Raw genomic sequence first — 17,016 nt, forward strand, 5'->3', positions numbered from 1 at the left:
GTGACACCACCCACTCGTGGTCACGAGCGCGCGACGGAGGAGTGAATCCCGGGTAAAGTCGCAGGTCGGCGTTTTCTTGGAGGACTTCACAGTGCGACTTCGCCCCATCGGTGCCCGTCGGTGACCATCGCCCCCGACACCGCTTTCCCCACGCTGGTCGAGGCGCCCGCGCTGTTCCGCGCCGGCGCCCCCGCTCCCGAGCGCACCCTGGTCGACGTGCTGGCCGACACCGCGCGTCGGCACCCGCACTCCCCCGCGCTGGACGACGGCACGACCTCGTTGACCTACCGGGAACTGCTCGACGAGGTCGACGCGCGGAGCCGGGAGCTGGCGGCGGCCGGCATCGGCGCCGGCGACCGGGTCGGCGTCCGCGTCCCGTCCGGGACCGTCGACCTGTACGTGGCGGTGCTCGCGATCCTCACCGCCGGCGCCGCGTACGTTCCCGTCGACGCCGACGACCCGGACGAGCGCGCCGAACTGGTGTTCACCGAGGCCGAGGTGTGCGCGGTCGTCACCGGGGAGCTGGAGCTGCGCGGCACGCCCATGGGTCTCGTCGGCGCTCCCGGTCCGGACGACGACGCGTGGATCATCTTCACGTCCGGCTCCACGGGCAAGCCCAAGGGCGTCGCGGTCTCGCACCGGGCCGCCGCCGCGTTCGTGGACGCCGAGGCACGCCTGTTCCTCCCGGACGACCCGATCGGCCCGGACGACCGCGTGCTCGCGGGCCTGTCCGTCGCCTTCGACGCCTCGTGCGAGGAGATGTGGCTCGCCTGGCGCCACGGCGCGTGCCTGGTCCCCGCGCCGCGCGCCCTGGTCCGCACGGGCTTCGACCTGGGACCGTGGCTGGTCGAGCGCGAGGTCACGGTCGTGTCCACGGTGCCGACGCTGGCCGCGCTGTGGCCGGTGGACGCGTTGGACGACGTCCGCCTGCTCATCTTCGGCGGCGAGGCGTGCCCGCCGGAGCTGGCCGAGCGGCTCGCCGTCGACGGCCGCGAGGTGTGGAACACCTACGGCCCGACCGAGGCGACCGTCGTGGCGTGCGCGGCCCGGCTGACCGGTGACGGTCCGGTGCGGATCGGGCTGCCGCTGGACGGCTGGGAACTGGCCGTGGTGGACGCCACCGGCACGCCGGTGCCCATGGGCGGCTCCGGCGAGCTGGTCATCGGCGGCGTCGGCCTGGCCCGCTACCTCGACCCGGCCAAGGACGCCGAGAAGTTCGCGCCGCTGCCCGCCCTGGGCTGGGACCGCGCCTACCGCAGCGGCGACCTCGTCCGCGCCGAGCCCGAGGGCCTGCTGTTCCTCGGTCGGGCGGACGAGCAGGTCAAGCTGGGTGGCCGGCGGATCGAGCTCGGCGAGGTGGACGCGGCGCTGCAGGCGCTGCCGAACGTCGCGGGCGCCGCTGCGGCCGTGCGCACCACCAAGGCGGGCAACCAGGTGCTGGTCGGGTACGTGGTCGCGGACGAGAACTTCGACCAGGCCGACGCGCTGGCCCGGTTGCGGACCGCGTTGCCCGCGGCGCTCGTGCCGCTGCTGGCCGCCGTCGACACCCTGCCCACCCGCACGTCCGGCAAGGTCGACCGGGCCGCGTTGCCGTGGCCGCTGCGGGAGCTGGACGTCGCGGCGCCGGCCGGGGACCTCACGGACACCGAGCGGTGGCTGGCCGAGCAGTGGTCGGAGCTGCTGGGCACCCGGGTGGCCGGCCCCGACGCGGACTTCTTCGCCCACGGCGGCGGCAGCCTCGCCGCGGCCCAGCTGGTCTCCACGATCCGGACCCGCTACCCCAGCGGTTCGGTCAACGACGTCTACCAGCACCCCGCGCTGCGCGCGTTGGCCGCGCGGCTGGACGAGCTGAGCGGCCACCGGGGCGTCACGCGCGAGGTCGCGCCGACGCCGCGGCGGACCGGCGTGATCCAGTCGCTGCTCCTGGCGCCGTTGCTGAGCCTGGTCGGCCTGCGGTGGTCGGTGGGGCTCGCCGCGGTCGGCAACGTCGTCGGCTTCACCACGCCGGTGTCGTGGTGGTGGATCGCGGCCGGGTGGCTGGTGTTCGTCAGCCCGCCGGGCAAGGTCGCGATCGCGGCGGGCGGCGCGCGGCTGCTGCTGCGCGGCCTGCGTCCCGGCACGTACCCGCGCGGCGGCGGCGTGCACCTGCGGCTGTGGACCGCCGAACGGCTCGCCGAGTTCAGCGGCGCGACGAACCTCGCCGGGTCCTGGCTCACGCACTACGCCCGCGCGTTGGGCGTGCGGATCGGCCCGGACGTGGACCTGCACTCCGCGCCGCCGGTGACCGGCATGCTCAAGCTCGGCAAGGGCTGCGCGATCGAGCCCGAGGTCGACCTGTCCGGGCACTGGGTGGACGGCGACCGGCTGCACGTCGGCCGCCTCCGGGTCGGCGCGGGCGCGGTGGTCGGCGCCCGCAGCACCCTGTTCCCCGGCGCCCGCGTCGGCAAGCGGGCGGAGGTCGCGCCCGGTTCCGGTGTGATCGGCTCCGTGCCGACGGGTCAGCGCTGGGCGGGCGTCCCGGCGCAGCGCCACGGCAAGGCGGCCCGCCCGGGTCCGCGTCCGCCCCGGTCGTGGTGGTGGCAGCTGGTCTACGCGGTGACGACGTCGGCGTTGGGCCTGCTGCCGGTGGCGGCGGCGGTGCTCCCGGTGCTGCTGATCGCGCGCGAGCCGCTGACGCTCGGTTCGGCGCTGCTCGCGGTGCCGTTGGCGACGGTGGCGTGGCTGGGCTCGTACGCGCTGCTGGTGCTCGTGTCCGTGCGGCTGCTCGGCGTCGGGCTGCGGGCCGGCGCGTACCCGGTGCACAGTCGGATCGCCTGGCAGGCGTGGACCACGGAACGGCTGATGAACATCGCCCGCGTCGTGCTGTTCCCGCTGTACGCGAGCCTGCTCACGCCGGTGTGGCTGCGTGCGCTCGGGATGAGGGTCGGCCGCCGGGTCGAGGCCTCCACCGTGCTCGCGCTGCCGAAGATGACCACGATCGGCGACGGCGCGTTCCTCGCCGACGACACCATGGTCGCCACCTACGAGCTGGGCGGCGGCTGGCTGCGCATCGCCGCCGCACGGGTCGGCAAGCGCGCGTTCCTGGGCAACTCGGGCATGACCGCGCCGGGCCGCTCGGTGCCGAACCGCGGCCTCGTCGGCGTGCTGTCCTCGACGCCGAAGCGCGCCAAGGCGGGCAGCTCGTACCTGGGCATGCCGCCGATGAAGCTGCCGCGCGCGGCGGAGCAGGGCGACCAGAGCCGGACGTTCGACCCGCCGCGACGGCTGGTCGTGGCACGGGCGTTGGTCGAGCTGTGCCGGATCGTGCCGGTGATGTGCCACGTGGCGCTGGTGGTCGGCGTGCTGTTCGCGCTGCGGGAGTTCGGACCGCTGTGGGCGGGGCCGGTGCTGCTCGCGGCGGGTGTGCTGGCGTGCGCGGTGTCGGCGGCGGCGAAGTGGCTGCTGGTGGGCCGGTTCCGGGCGCGTGAGCACCCGTTGTGGAGCGGGTTCGTGTGGCGCAACGAGCTGGCGGACACGTTCGTCGAGGTCCTGGCGGTGCCGTGGCTGGTCGGCCGGGCCGGCGGGTCGCCGGTGATGGCGGTCTGGCTGCGGTCGCTCGGCGCGCGGATCGGGCGCGGCACGTGGGTCGAGTCGTACTGGTTCCCGGAGTCGGACCTGGTCCGGCTGGGCGACGGCGCGACGGTGAACCGGGGGTGCGTGGTGCAGACCCACCTGTTCCATGATCGGATCCTCCGCATGGACCAGGTGGAGCTGGCGGACGGGGCGACCCTCGGCCCGCACGGGATCGTGCTGCCGGGCGCGACGGTCGGCGCGCACGCGACGGTGGGCCCGGCGTCGTTGGTGATGCGCGGCGAGCACGTGCCCGGGGGCACGCGCTGGCTGGGCAACCCGATCTCCGCCTGGCGATGACCGGCCCGTACCTGCCCGACCACGGCGACGGCGGCTACCGGGTCTCGCACTACGACCTGGAGCTGGACTACAAGCCGCACACCGGCCGGCTGGCCGGGCGGGCGACGCTGTCCGCCGTCGCGGCCGGCCCGTGCGCGCGGGTGGTGCTGGACTTCGGCACGCTGACCGTGAACCGCGTGCTGGTGGACGGCCGACCCGCCCGGCACGTGCACGGCGGCGGCAAGCTGCGCGCCCGACCCGCGCGGCCGGTGGACGGACCGTTCACCGTCGAGGTGCGGTACTCGGGCGTGGCCCGCCCGGTCCGCTCCCGGCACTGGGGCGAGCTGGGCTGGGACCAGCTCACCGACGGCGCGCTGGTGGCGAGCCAGCCGATCGGCGCGCCGTCCTGGTTCCCGTGCAACGACCTGGTGCGGGACAAGGCGACCTACCGCGTCTCCGTCACCGCGCCGTCGCCGTACGCGGTGCTGGCGAACGGGGTGCTGGTCGACCGGCGCACGGGTGGCAGCAGCACGACGTGGGTCTACGAGCAGGCCGAGCCGATGGCGACGTACCTCGCGTCGGTGCAGATCGGGCTCTACGAGCGGCTGCCGTTGGCCGAGGGCCAGGACGTGGCCGCGCCCGCACGGCTGCTGCGCGCCGCGCGGCACGACTTCGCCCGCCAGCCGCGGATGATGGCCGTGTTCGAGGAGCTGTTCGGCACCTACCCGTTCCGGACCTACCAGGTCGTGGTGACCGACGACGAGCTGGAAGTGCCGGTCGAGGCGCAGGGCATGTCGGTGTTCGGCGCGAACCACGTGGACGGGCGGCGCGGGCACGAGCGGCTGGTCGCGCACGAGTTGGCGCACCAGTGGTTCGGCAACAGCGTCGGGCTGGCCGACTGGCGCGACATCTGGCTGAACGAGGGTTTCGCCTGCTACGCGGAGTGGCTGTGGTCCGAGCGGTCCGGCGGCCCCACCGCGGGCGCGCACGCCGCCCGTGCGCACGCCCGCCTGGCCCGGCTGCCGCAGGACCTCCGCATCGGCGACCCCGGCGTGGCGAACCTGTTCGACGACCGGGTCTACCAGCGGGGCGCGCTCACCGTGCACGGCCTGCGGACCCGGCTGGGTGACGCGGCGTTCTTCGGCGCCCTCCGCGAGTGGACCGCGACCCGCCGGCACAGCACCGCGACGACGAGCGACTTCGTGGCACTGGCCCAACGCCACTGCCCCGAGCCGCTGACGGCGTACTTCCGCACCTGGCTCGCCGAGCCGCGGCTGCCGCTGATGTGACGCAGGACACACAGCATCGGCAGCTCGGTGGCCTCATCCCTGGCATGGCCGAAGCTGCGACGGGGTCGATCGGCGACACCGGCGACGGCGAAGCCACGTACCGCACCTCGACGACCGAAGCCGTGATCGCGGAGGTCACCGACGCGCGGGTGGCGAGCGTGACCGCGGTCAGCCCGAGGTCACGACCCACCCCGTGGCGGCGAGGAACTCATGCACCGGCGCTGAACCGTGATTCGATCAACGGCCGAGCGGGTAGGTGTCCGTTATGCCCGGTCGAGTAGCGGTGTTCGCGCCGTCCCCAGAGTTGACGGTCACGGTGGAAGAGCTGGACGGCACGCCCGACATCCACATCCACGCCGGAGGGCAGGGGGTGTGGATGTCCCGCATGATCGAGTCCCTCGGCGCCGAGGTGGTGCTGTGCTCGGCGTTGGGCGGCGAGACCGGGCAGGTGCTGCGGCACCTGATCGGGGTCGAGCTGAAGGCGCGTGACGTCGCCGCCCGCAACGGCGCTTACGTGCACGACCGGCGTGACGGCGGGCGCGACCAGCTGGTGCGGATGCCCGCCGACGCGCTGTCCCGCCACGAGCTCGACGACCTGTACGAGATGACGCTCATCGAGGCGTTGAACGCGGGCGTCGCCGTCCTGAGCGGCCCCGCCGAGGCCGACACGCCGGTGCCCGACTCCGTCTACGAACGACTCGCCAAGGACCTCCGCGGCAACGGCTGCCGCGTGATCGTGGACCTGTCCGGTGAACGGCTCGCCGCCGCGCTCGCGGGCGGGCCGACGGTGGTCAAGGTCAGCCACGAGGAGCTGGTGTCCGACGGGCTCGCCGAGTCCGACTCGCTGCCCGACCTGGTCGAGGGCTGCCGCCGGGTCGCGGAGTCCGGCGCGAGCGCGGTCGTGGTGTCCCGGGCCGCCGAGGAGACGCTGGCGTGGCTCGACGGCACGCACTACCTCGTGGAGACGCCCGAGCTCAGCCCGGTCGACACGCGCGGCGGCGGCGACTCGATGACCGCCGGGCTGGCCGCGGGCCTGGCCCTCGGCCGGTCCGTGGAGGAGTCGCTGAAGCTGGGCGCCGCGGCGGGCGCGGTGAACGTGACCAGGCACGGGCTCGGCACCGGCAGCGGTGACGTGGTGCGCGGACTGGTCGACCGGGTGCGGCTGCGGCCGTGGGAGGACGCATGAGGGTGCTCATCACCAACGACGACGGCATCGACTCGCCGGGGCTCGCCGCCCTGGCGCGCGGCGCGGTGGCGCACGGCTGGACGACCGTGATCGCCGCGCCCGCGCGGGAGTCCAGCGGCACGAGCGCGGGCCTGACCGCGGCCGAGGACGACCGGCACGTCCAGGTCGAGCGGCGTGAGCTGCCCGGGCTGCCGGACGTGCCCGGCTACGCGGTCGCCGCGCACCCCGCCTTCATCGCGCTGGTCGCGTCCCAGGGCGCCTTCGGCGACCCGCCCGACGTCGTCCTGTCCGGCGTGAACCGCGGCGCGAACGTCGGCCGCGCGGTGCTGCACTCCGGCACCGTCGGCGCGGCGCTGACCGCCGCCATCAACGGCGCGCGCGCCATGGCGGTGTCGCTCGACGTGGGGCTGGACCCGGACGTCACGCACCACTGGGAGACCGCCGTCGCGGTGGCTTCGACGCTGTTCGACCGGGTCGCGGCCCTGCCGGTGGGCGCGGTGCTCAACCTGAACGTGCCCAACCGGGCCGAGGTGGGCGAGCCGGAACGGGCCGCGCTCGCCGAGTTCGGGACGGTGCGCACCCGGATCAAGGACAGCGACGACGGCACGATCGGCCTGGCCGCCGTCCTGGTCGAGGACGACCTGGAGCCCGGCACCGACGCGGCGCTGCTGGCCGGGGGACGGCCGACCGTCACCCCGCTGCGCTCGGTCGCCGAGGACCCGGACGTCGAGGTGTCGTCCTAGTCGTCCTCCACGCCCTCCGCCGCGGACTGCTCGGACTGCTCGCCGTCCGACCGGCCCAACGCGTCCTCCGCGCCGTTGACCAGGTCGGGACCGCCCCACTGGCGCCCCTCGGACTGGCCCAGTCTGTGCTTGCCCATGGTGTGACCTCCCTCGATCCCCGGATTGATACCCCCTGACCGCGGGATTCACACCCGGAAATGCCGGTGGCCTACCCCGAGTGAGGTAGGCCACGGCAACGGAATGTGATCCGCCGACGGTCGTCAGCCGGCGTAGTGCACGTCGGGCCACGGCGGGGTGACCATGCCGTTCCCGATGTGGAAGCTCGGGTGCGGCGGCTGGTTGTAGGCCGTGTTCTGCCACGCGATGGCGACGCGGTACATGGTGTCGTGCATCAGCGTCGGGATGCGGCGGTCCGTCTGGTTCGGCGTGGCGTAGATCCGCAACGCGCGGTTGTCGCTGGTGCGCCAGACGACCTCCTCGCGCCAGTCGCCGAACAGGTCGGCGCTCAGCGCGGGCGTGGCCTTGGTGCCGTTGTTGGAGGCCACACCGGAACCGGTGAGCAGGCGGGTGTCGCCGCCGGTGCCGTACTTGTCGATGCGGGTCTGGTCGAGCAGCTCGCGCGACGGGTCGCCGTCCCACCAGATCAGGAAGTTCGCCGAGGACGGCTTGCGGCCCACGTTCGCGCCGCTCGGGCTGCGCAGGCTGCCGTCGGCGTTGGACCAGGACTCCGCGCCGGGGCTGCCGGCGTGGATGTCGGCCGACACGCCCCGGCCGTTGTCGCTGCCCGAGGCCGTGGTCCACCGCCGTGCGCCGGTGCGGGCGTCGGCGAACCAGGAACCGGGCTGGTTGGTGCTCTCGGAGACCTTGAAGTACTCCAGACCGGGCCGGGACGGGTCGAGGTCGCCCAGGTGGCCGGCGTCGCCGTGCCCGAGACCCGTGGTCCAGAGGCCGCGGCCGTTGTCGTCGATGGTGGCCGCGCCGTAGACGATCTCGTCCCGGCCGTCCTGGTCGACGTCGCCGATGGTCAGCGAGTGGTTGCCCTGCCCCGCGTAACCGGAGTTCCCCGAGGCGTTCGAGTCGAACGTCCACCGCTTGGTGAGCGTGCCGTCGCGGAAGTCCCACGCCGCGATCACCGCACGCGTGTAGTAGCCGCGGGCCATGATCAACGACGGTCGCGCGCCGTCCAGGTACGCCGTGCCGGCCAGGAAACGGTCCACCCGGTTGCCGTAGTTGTCACCCCAGGAGGAGACGTTGCCGCGCGGCGGGTCGTAGTTCACCGTCGACATCGCCGCGCCGGTCTGGCCGTTGAACATGGTCAGGAACTCCGGCCCGGTCAGGATGTAGCCGCCGGAGTTGCGGTGGTCGGCGCTCGCGTTGCCGATCACCGTGCCGCGGCCGTCCCGCGTGCCGTCCGCGGTCTTCATCGCGACCTCGGCCTTGCCGTCGCCGTCGTAGTCGTACACCTGGAACTGGGTGTAGTGCGCGCCCGCCCGGATGTTGCGGCCCAGGTCGATCCGCCACAGGCGGGTGCCGTCGAGCCGGTAGGAGTCGATGAAGACGTTGCCGGTCACGCCCGACTGCGAGTTGTCCTTGGCGTTGTCCGGATCCCACTTCAGCACGAACTCGTAGTCGCCGTCACCGTCCAGGTCGCCGACGCTCGCGTCGTTCGCGACGTACCCGCTGCCCGGCGACTGGATCGGCACGTCCCGGTAACCGGAGCCGAACGCCAGCGACGCCGGGGACGCCGGCTGTTCGGCTCCGTCCACCACGGCGCGCACGGTGTAGGAGGCGTCCGCCGCGGCGCCGTTGTCCAGGTAGTTCGTCGAGCCGGTGATGGGCGAGGCGTTGACCTTGGTCGCGCCCCGGTACACGTTGAACGCCACGTTCTGCGGGTCACCGCCCAGCAGTCGCCAGCTGACCAGGTTGCCGCTGCCCGACCGCACGCTGATCGCGCCGCGGTCCAGCCGCTCGACCTGCTTGCGGCCGGTCGGGTCGGACGGTCCCGGCCCTGGGGTCGTCGTAGTGGTCGTCGTCGTCGTGGTGGTGGTGCTTGTGGTGGTCGACGTGGTGGTCGTCGTCGTGGGATCGACGCCGCCCGTGCACGTGGTGCCGTTGAGCGTGAACGTCGTCGGCACGCCGACCACGTCGCCGGTCACCGAGCCGTTGAAGCCGAACGACGCCGTGCCGCCGGTCGGGATCGACCGGTTCCAGTCGACGTTGGTCGCCGTCACGCTCGCGCCGGAGGCGGCGAACGTCGCGTTCCAGCCCTGGCCGAAGCGCTCGGAGCCGGGGAACGACCAGGCCAGCGTCCACCCGTCGACCGGGTCGCCCAGGTTCTTGATCGTGACGTTCGCGGAGAACCCGCCCTGCCACCTGTTCTGCACCACGTAGTCGACCCCGCAGCCGGGGGCCGCCGAAGCCACACCGGCGACCAGCAGGCCTCCGGTCAGTGCGCCGATCGCCGTGACGGCGGCGATCGCCCGCACCCTGAACGAGTTGGTGAGCACCGTTGCTCCTTCGTCGCAGATTCTGGGAGCGCTCCCAGGTGTGAGCCGGGTAACGCCCTCGCCCGGCACATGACAGCACTGCCACCGAGCCGCCGTCAAGTGATGAAACGATTCACGGCCACTTGTCCCACTTGGTCCGAGCGGGCCGGCTCACCTGCTCAGAGGTGCTCTGAAAAGGTTCAAAGACCATCGCTCACCTGGCGCTGCGGCGGCTCCGCCGCACCCCGCGACTCGACTCGCGCGCCACCAGTTCCGGGGCGTCCCGGACACCGCGAGCGACGTCGGTGAGGACGCGGATGACCGGCGCGCCTCCTCGGCGGACAGCAGGTGGCGAAGGGGCGGGCTTCATCGGCCGGCACGGCGCCCGGACCGGCGTTCACGCACCCCAGCCCGCCTGCTCCCGCCGACCCGCTCGGCCACGATCCGCTCGCCGCAGCCGGACCGGGCGCAGGCCGCCATCAGGTCCAGTCCCGTGTCCTCCCGCACCGACGCCACCAGCGGCCGGACGTCGGTGTTGCAGGCGTCCATCAGCACGGCGTTCGCGCCGAGCAAGTCACCGGTCCGCCGCGCCCCGGCCGGCGCCTCCCGGTCGACCAGCAGGGCCTGCTCAGTCGAGGTGGAAGACCTCGGTCAAGGGCCTCATGGCCTCGTCGGGCTGCCTGCCGTCCAGCGCGGTGAAGAACTCGGCCATCTCGGCCTGCCACCGGTCGTTCACCTCGCGGTCGCGCATCCCCTGCTGGGCGGCGTCCCAGTCCGGGGTCTCCAGGTAGCCCACGAGCAGGCCGTCGTCGGCCAGGAAGAGGCTGTAGTTGCCCCAGCCGGTCTCCCGCAACGCCTCCCGCATCTCCGGCCACACCTCGCGGTGCCGCTCCCGGTACTCCTCCATCCGCTCCGGGCGCACCCTGAGCAGGAAGCAGACACGTCGCACGCCGACCTCCGAGACTGATTCGTTTCACGACTACGCTGTTGTTGCGCCGCAAGGCTTGTCAGCGGTCTGGACTACTCCGCTCACGGCGGGCGCACGCCGTCGTAGAACGCCACCCGCACGGTGATCTCCCGTTCCTGCCCCGGTTCGAGCACCACCGGCTCGTCCCAGGCGAGCGCCGAGCCGATGCCCTGGTACCGGCCGACCCGCACGAACCACGGGTCGGCCGGACCGGACACCACGGCCGTCCACGCCGGTTCGTCCGGGTTCCGCACGGGATCGCCGACCACGACCGCCAGCCACGGGGCGGGCCGGCCGTTGACCTCCGCCTCACCCACGCCGTCGGGGCTGCAGACCCGCACGGACCTCGGGTCTAGGTCAGGCAGCCGCCAGAACCAGCCGCCGTAGCCCGCGCCCTCCCGGCCCTTGCTGCCCGGGCTGTGCAGCACCACGTGGTCCGCCGCGGTGAGCACGCTCGTCCACTCCAGCTCCCAGCCACCGGCGACCATGCGGCGGCGGACGTGGCGGCGCTCGCGCAGCAGGACCGCGCCCACCGAGTCGCACCAGGCCAGCTCGTCGGGCCCGGCCTCCTCGACCCGGCCGAGCTCGCCCGGCACGTACCCCTGACCGGGCACGTAGTTGCGCCCGCCCCACAGGTTGACCCCGTTGACGTCGGGCAGCGCGAGGCCGATGCCCCGGTGCCACGGGTGGTCGTCCGGGTGCTCGCCGGTGACCACGACCCCGCCCAGCGTGCGCACCGGGTGCAACGCCGGCCGCGGCACGACCATCGGCAGCCGCACGCCGTCCCAGCCGTGCCGGGCCACCCCGCCCAGCGGCGACCACGGCACCTCCAGCTCGGCGAACGTGCGCAGGTGCTCGGCGGCCTTGGCCACCACGTGGTCCACGCCGTCGACGTCCACCCGCTTGCCGTTGCGGCGCAACCACGCGGGGTCGATCGGCACGGGGTCCGGCGCGGTGCGGACGGCCTCCAGCACGCGCATGAACGCGCCGGTCCGGGCCAGCGGCGCGTGCAGCGGCACGGCCGGGTCCGCCAGGTGGTCCAGCAGGTTCCGCAGCGGCGAGTCGTGCCGGTGGCGCTCCTCGATGCCGTCGATCACCAGCCGGTGCTCGGTGTAGTGCAACTCGGCGCGCTTCCGGCTGCCGTGCACGACGAGCACCGGTTCCCGGACCACCTCGGCGCACAGCGTCGCCGCGACCACGACGACCGTGCCGTTGCGGGTGCGCAGCCGCAGGCACGAGGTGTCGTCGGCCTCGATGTCACGGGCGCGCAGCAGCTCCAGCTCGATGTCGTGCACGTCGTCCACGCCCGTGCTGCCGTCCAGCTCCAACGCGGTCGCGATGCCGTGCGCGAACGGGTTGGTCAGCGCGCCGTCCACCACCGGCACGCCGTCGAGCGCTCGTCTGCCCGCCCACGGCGCACGGGTGTAATAGGTGTCGTCACGCGACCACGTGCCGCGCACGCCGATGCCCCGGATCTCACCCAACGCGCCGGACCGCATCAACCAGGCCAGCCGGTGCACCGCGTGCGAACCGAGGCTCTGGAACCCGACCTGGACCAGCCTCCCCTCCGACCGGTCGACCAGGTCCTGCCAGTCGGCCAGCGTGGGCGTGGGCGGTTTCTCCAGCACGAGGTGCGCGCCGGCGGCCAGCACCTGCCGCGCCAACGGCACGTGCGTGTGCATGGGGGTGGACACGATGCCGATGTCCGCGTCACGCATCAGCTTCGCCAGGTCGGCGTGCACCGGCCGGGCGCCGACGAGCCGTCGCGCCTCGCCGTCGAGCGGGTCCACCTCGCACACGCCGGTGAGCCGCACCAGCCCTCCGGCCTCCAGCGCGGCGACCTCGCGCAGGTACAGCCGCCCGTAGCCGGCCGCACCGGCGAGCACCACCCGCGGCGTCACCGGAGATCGCGGTGGTGATCGGGGCCGGCCGCGGCACGATCACGCCGACCGGGCCGGAACGTGGTCACCGTGCCCGGCGCCTGCGCACCGGCGGCCTCGAAGCGCGTGGGGCCGGGGATCGGCATCCGAATGGTCGCGCCGGTCGGCGACCACAGCCCGACCGGCGGGCCTCCCCCGCCGCGGCGAGACAACCGTCCCATGACCCTCATTCTTCGATTGAATCGGTTCAACCACGCTAGGTGAGCCCTACCATGGCGTCAAGACTGATTCTTGAGCGCTGCAACGGCGGCGACACCAGGTCTTGCCATTCCTGTTGAAACGGTTCATCGTGTGGCGTCGTCACGCACCTCGCGCAACGTCGCGCCCTTTGGGAGGCCGCAGATGACCCGCGTCAGACCCCTGCCCGCCGTGCTGGCGGCCCTAGCGCTCGTCCTGAGCACGTCCGCCGTCTCGTCCACCGCCTCCGCCACGCCCGACGGCCCGCGGCTCGAACGCCTCGACCGGGGCCTGGTCGCCGCGCGCACCGCCGACGGGGTGTTCCTGAGCTGGCGGCTGTTGCGCCACGAGGTCACCGGCCACACCGGCACCGGCCTGGCCGGTCCGGCGTTCGCGGTCTACCGGGACGGCCGCCGCATCGCCACCGTCACCGACAGCACCAACTACCTCGACGCCGAGGGCGGCTCGGAGTACCGGGTGGCGCCGGTGGTCCGCGGTCGACCGGGCGAGGCGAGCAAGCCCGTCTCGCCGTGGGAAGGCGGGTCCCACGACCTGCCGCTGCGCAAGCCCGCCGACGGCGTGACGCCGGCCGGCGAGGCGTACACGTACTCGGCCAACGACGTCAGCGTCGGCGACGTGGACGGCGACGGCAGCTACGAGTACGTGGTGAAGTGGGACCCGTCCAACCAGAAGGACGTCTCGCAGGTCGGCTACACCGGGTCGACCTACATCGACACCTACCGCTTCGACGGCACGTTGCTGCACCGCGTGGACCTGGGCGTGAACATCCGCTCCGGTGCGCACTACACGCAGTTCCTGGTCTACGACTTCGACGGCGACGGCCGTTCGGAGATGATGCTGAAGACCGCGCCGGGGTCGAAGGTGACGACGTACGACCGGCGCGGGAACGCGGTGTCGGAGCGGCACGTGACGATGCCGCGCGAGGACGTGCGCGCGGGTTACTCGCACAGCGACGACTACCGGCTCAGCCCCGCGGGCTACTACGAGCACGTGGTCGAGATGTTCAAGGGCTGGCACGCGCACCCCGAAGTGGTGGCCGGGCGGTGGCCCGCGACCTTGGAGCAGGCGTTCGGCATCCCGGTCCGGCACACCTACCCGTTGTCCGACGTGGACGCGCGGTCGCTGGCCGACCACTTCATCGACGTGTACGCGCCGGGCCGCAGCACCCGCAACAACCTCCGGGCGTTCGCCGGGTTCGTCGTCGACGGCCCGGAGTACCTGACCGTGTTGGACGGCAAGTCCGGTCGCGAGTTGGAGACGGTGCGGTACGAGCCGGGTCGGCACGACGACGGGCTCAAGTGGGGCGACTACGCGTACTCCCGGATCGAGCCGGGCAACCGGGTGGACCGGTTCCTCGCCGGGGTGGCGTACCTGGACGGCAAGCGCCCGTCGGCGGTGTTCGCGCGCGGCTACTACACCCGCACGACGCTGGCGGCGTACCGGTGGAACGGCCGCAAGCTCGTCAAGGACTGGTTCGTGGACAGCGGCTGGGTGCCGATGACCAACCCGTTCAACTTCCCGGCGCACGGCAAGGACGGCACGTCGCCGACGCACGGCGCCCTCACCACGCAGGGCGCGCACTCGTTGAGCGCGGCGGACGTGGACGGCGACGGCAAGCAGGAGATCGTCTACGGGGCGTCCACCCTCGACCACGACGGCAAGGTGCTCTACCACTCGGCGGACGTGATGCCGCCGGGCAGCGCGAACCCCGGCGCGGTGGCGCGGCTCGGGCACGGCGACGCGCTGCACGTGACCGACATCGACCCGGCCCGGCCGGGGATGGAGATCTACATGGTGCACGAGGGCGGGACCTCGGCGCCGTACGGCTACGCGCTGCGTGACGCGGCCACGGGCGAGGTGATCTACGGCGGGTACACCGGCCGGGACACCGGGCGCGGCATGGTCGGCGACGTGCTGCCGGACGAACCCGGGCTCGAGACGTGGGCGTCGCTGCCGGGCGGCACCGACGCGGCGGGGCTGTGGTCGGCGGACGGGCGTCCGCTGTCGACCGCGATCCCGGGCACGAACGCGAGCATCCGCTGGGCGGCCGACCTGACCACGCAGATCGTGGACGGCGCGCAGGACGTGACGCCGACGATCAAGGACTGGCGGCGCGGCACCCTGCTGACCGCGGAGGGCACGCGGACCAACAACGGGACGAAGGGCAACCCGGCGCTGGTGGCGGACGTGCTCGGCGACTGGCGCGAGGAGTTGGTGGTGCGCACGGCGGACAGCTCGGCCCTGCGGATCTACGTGAGCACGGAGGTCACCGGCCACAAGCTCTACACGCTGATGCACGACCCGCAGTACCGGGTGGACGTGGCCAGGCAGCAGACGGCCTACAACCAGCCCGCCTACACCGGCTTCTACCTGGCCTCCGACGTCGATTGGGCGAAGGTGCCGCGTCCGGGTCGGTGAGGTCGTTAGGGTCGTCGGGTGATCACGATCGCCGTCGCCCAGCCGCGTTGCACCCCTTACGACGTGACCGCCAACGTGGCGGCCCACGCGGAGGCGGTGCGCGCGGCTGGGGCGCGGGTGGTGGTGTTCCCGGAGCTGTCGTTGACGGGGTACCACCTCGACGCGCCGGTGGTGCCGTTCGACCTGGTGGAGCCGTTGGTGCGGGCGTGCGCCGAGACGGGGACCGTGGCGTTCGCGGGCGCGCCGGTCGGCGGGTCGTTCGGCGGGGCGGGTGGCACGTGGGCCGGTGGGCCCGTCGGCGGGCCGAACATCGGTGTGCTGGAGGTGTCCGCCACCGGCGTTCGGGTGGCGTACCGGAAGATGTGGCTCGGTGGTCGGGAGTCGGTGCGCTTCCGTCCCGGTGACGCGCCCGCGGTCGTCGAGGTGGACGGGGTCCGGCTCGGGCTGGCCGTGTGCAAGGACACCGGCGTGCGTCGGCACGCGGCGGACACGGTGGCGTTGGGCGTGGACGTGTACGTGGCCGGAGTGTTGGAACACGCATGGGATTCGCGCGTGGTGGCGGAACGGGCGCGGCGGGTCGCGGTCGAGCACGACGTGTGGGTGGCGATCGCGAGTTTCGCGGGCTCGACGGGTGAGGGGTACGAGTCGGCCGCGGGTCGTTCCGCGGTGTGGGACCCGTCCGGTGGGATGATCGTGACCGCCGGCACCGGGGTGGACGCCGTGGTGCGGGCGGTGATCCCGGGCCGCGCCACGGATGGAGGGCAATGACCGATGCCGACCTACCCGGCTTCTTCCACGACGCCGAACGCACGTCGCGGCGTGGGCAGCGGCTGACGCTGACGTGGAGCCGGACCCGGCTGATCAGCGCGGTCGTGGCGGCCGTCGGCGGGGCGCTGGAGTGGGAGCGCCAGACCGCCGTCCACCCGTGGGGGCTCCTGGCGCTGGTGGCGTTCTCGGTGGCGTTGGTGGTGGAGATCCTGCTGTGGACGCAGCAGCCGGAGCGTGATTGGTACGCCGGGCGCGCGGTCGCCGAGTCGATCAAGACGCTGGCCTGGCGGTACGCCGCGGCCGGTGCGCCGTTCTCGACCGACGTGGCGCGGCCGAAGGCGTTGTTCCAGGAACGGGTGGGCGAGGTGGTCGCGCAGAGCGAGCAGCGGCTGCCGCTGGACAGCGACGACCCGTCGGCCACGGCCGCGATGACGGCGTTGCGGGAGGCGCCGTTCGAGCGGCGGCGGACGACCTACCTGGAGAACCGGCTCCAGGAGCAGAAGCGGTGGTACACGGCCAAGGCGCGGGCCGACCGCCGGCGGGCGATGCAGTGGCGGATCGCGCTGATCGTCGGCGAGGTGCTCGCCATCGTGCTCGCGGGTGGGCGTGCGTTCGACGTGTGGGACGTGGACGCCTCCGGCATCCTCGCCGCCGCCGTCGCCAGTGGCGCGGCGTGGCTCGCGACGCGGCGGCACTCGTCCCAGGCGACCGGCTACTCGCTGGCGGCGCGCGAGCTGGTGCTGGTGCGGGCGAAGTTGCTGGACGCGGACGAGGCGTCGTGGGCCGAGGCGGTGGCGGAGGCCGAGGAGACGATCAGCCGGGAGCACCAGCTGTGGTTGGCGTCGCGACCGGTGGAGAGCTGAGCGCGGCGGAGATCGGACGCCTGCTGGGTCAGCGGGAGAGCAGGCCGGCGGTGTCGCCGTGTTCGCCACGTACGCGGCGGTGCTGATGGCCAGCGGGTGGTCGGTCGGTGCGTACGGGGGTTCGAGCGGTGGGGTGCACGGGTCGTAGGGCGTGTCGGTCAGGCGGCAGCTGTCCAGCCAGGCGGTGGCCTCCGGCACGCGGATCGGGTAGGGGTGGTCGCCGGCGGGTCGCCCGGCCGTGGCGGCGCTTTTCACCTACCGCACCCGGTT

At 73.4% G+C, this 17,016-nt stretch carries 12 protein-coding genes and 1 pseudogene; 7 read left to right on the plus strand and 6 right to left on the minus strand.

The genetic code is table 11. From position 1 onward, the window contains the following. The first annotated feature begins 120 nt into the window (after nt 1-120). From AB0H12_RS23565 to surE, 4 genes are all read left to right on the plus strand, one after another. Nucleotides 121-3,909 (plus strand): Pls/PosA family non-ribosomal peptide synthetase, encoded by a 3,789-nt coding sequence (locus AB0H12_RS23565; protein WP_499625247.1) that lies wholly within the window; start codon nt 121-123, stop codon nt 3,907-3,909. Next, entirely contained in the window at nt 3,906-5,177 is a 1,272-nt protein-coding gene (locus tag AB0H12_RS23570) for a M1 family metallopeptidase (RefSeq protein ID WP_499625248.1), read from the plus strand. The genes AB0H12_RS23565 and AB0H12_RS23570 overlap by 4 nt, the downstream gene beginning before the upstream one ends. A gap of 265 nt (nt 5,178-5,442) precedes the next feature. After that, a complete protein-coding gene (locus AB0H12_RS23575) occupies nt 5,443-6,363 on the plus strand; it encodes a PfkB family carbohydrate kinase (RefSeq protein ID WP_499625250.1) in 921 nt (306 codons plus the stop codon). Beyond that, nucleotides 6,360-7,106 carry a 5'/3'-nucleotidase SurE gene (gene surE / locus AB0H12_RS23580; RefSeq protein WP_499625252.1) on the plus strand — a complete coding sequence of 249 codons (747 nt, stop codon included), beginning with the start codon at nt 6,360-6,362 and terminating at the stop codon, nt 7,104-7,106. The genes AB0H12_RS23575 and surE overlap by 4 nt, the downstream gene beginning before the upstream one ends. Here the strand turns inward: surE and AB0H12_RS23585 are convergent. The 6 genes and pseudogenes from AB0H12_RS23585 to AB0H12_RS23610 form a co-directional block, all read right to left on the minus strand. Next, nucleotides 7,103-7,243, minus strand: a complete 141-nt coding sequence (locus AB0H12_RS23585) for a hypothetical protein (protein WP_230568010.1) — start codon at nt 7,241-7,243, stop codon at nt 7,103-7,105. The genes surE and AB0H12_RS23585 overlap by 4 nt on opposite strands. Before the next feature lie 123 nt (nt 7,244-7,366). Beyond that, a complete protein-coding gene (locus tag AB0H12_RS23590; protein ID WP_499625253.1) occupies nt 7,367-9,613 on the minus strand; it encodes a rhamnogalacturonan lyase family protein in 2,247 nt (748 codons plus the stop codon). A gap of 376 nt (nt 9,614-9,989) precedes the next feature. Continuing rightward, nucleotides 9,990-10,228, minus strand: a pseudogene (locus AB0H12_RS23595) (L-rhamnose isomerase); the annotation flags it as partial. Further along, a complete protein-coding gene (locus tag AB0H12_RS23600) occupies nt 10,221-10,541 on the minus strand; it encodes an L-rhamnose mutarotase (RefSeq protein WP_499625255.1) in 321 nt (106 codons plus the stop codon). The gene AB0H12_RS23600 and the pseudogene AB0H12_RS23595, both read right to left, overlap by 8 nt. 80 nt (nt 10,542-10,621) lie before the next feature. Then, nucleotides 10,622-12,460 (minus strand): DUF6807 family protein, encoded by a 1,839-nt coding sequence (locus AB0H12_RS23605; RefSeq protein ID WP_499625257.1) that lies wholly within the window; start codon nt 12,458-12,460, stop codon nt 10,622-10,624. Beyond that, complete coding sequence (locus AB0H12_RS23610) at nt 12,457-12,660, minus strand: hypothetical protein (protein WP_499625259.1); 204 nt, start codon at nt 12,658-12,660, stop codon at nt 12,457-12,459. The genes AB0H12_RS23605 and AB0H12_RS23610 overlap by 4 nt, the downstream gene beginning before the upstream one ends. A gap of 181 nt (nt 12,661-12,841) precedes the next feature. On the opposite strand from AB0H12_RS23610, the gene AB0H12_RS23615 reads away from it, so the two are divergent. From AB0H12_RS23615 to AB0H12_RS23625, 3 genes are read left to right on the plus strand one after another with little or no spacing between them, the layout of a single operon-like run. Beyond that, nucleotides 12,842-15,115, plus strand: coding sequence for a rhamnogalacturonan lyase (locus tag AB0H12_RS23615; RefSeq protein WP_499625261.1), 2,274 nt, complete (start codon nt 12,842-12,844; stop codon nt 15,113-15,115). Nucleotides 15,116-15,133: 18 nt separating this feature from the next. Further along, nucleotides 15,134-15,883, plus strand: a complete 750-nt coding sequence (locus tag AB0H12_RS23620; RefSeq protein WP_499625263.1) for a carbon-nitrogen hydrolase family protein — start codon at nt 15,134-15,136, stop codon at nt 15,881-15,883. Continuing rightward, the gene (locus AB0H12_RS23625) at nt 15,880-16,746 is read left to right on the plus strand and encodes a DUF4231 domain-containing protein (protein WP_499625264.1); all 867 of its coding nucleotides are present in this window, start codon (nt 15,880-15,882) and stop codon (nt 16,744-16,746) included. The genes AB0H12_RS23620 and AB0H12_RS23625 overlap by 4 nt, the downstream gene beginning before the upstream one ends. Nucleotides 16,747-17,016 lie beyond the last annotated feature (270 nt).

The organism is Actinosynnema sp. NPDC023794, assembly GCF_040639675.1.
Taxonomy (GTDB): Bacteria; Actinomycetota; Actinomycetes; order Mycobacteriales; family Pseudonocardiaceae; genus Actinosynnema; species Actinosynnema luteola.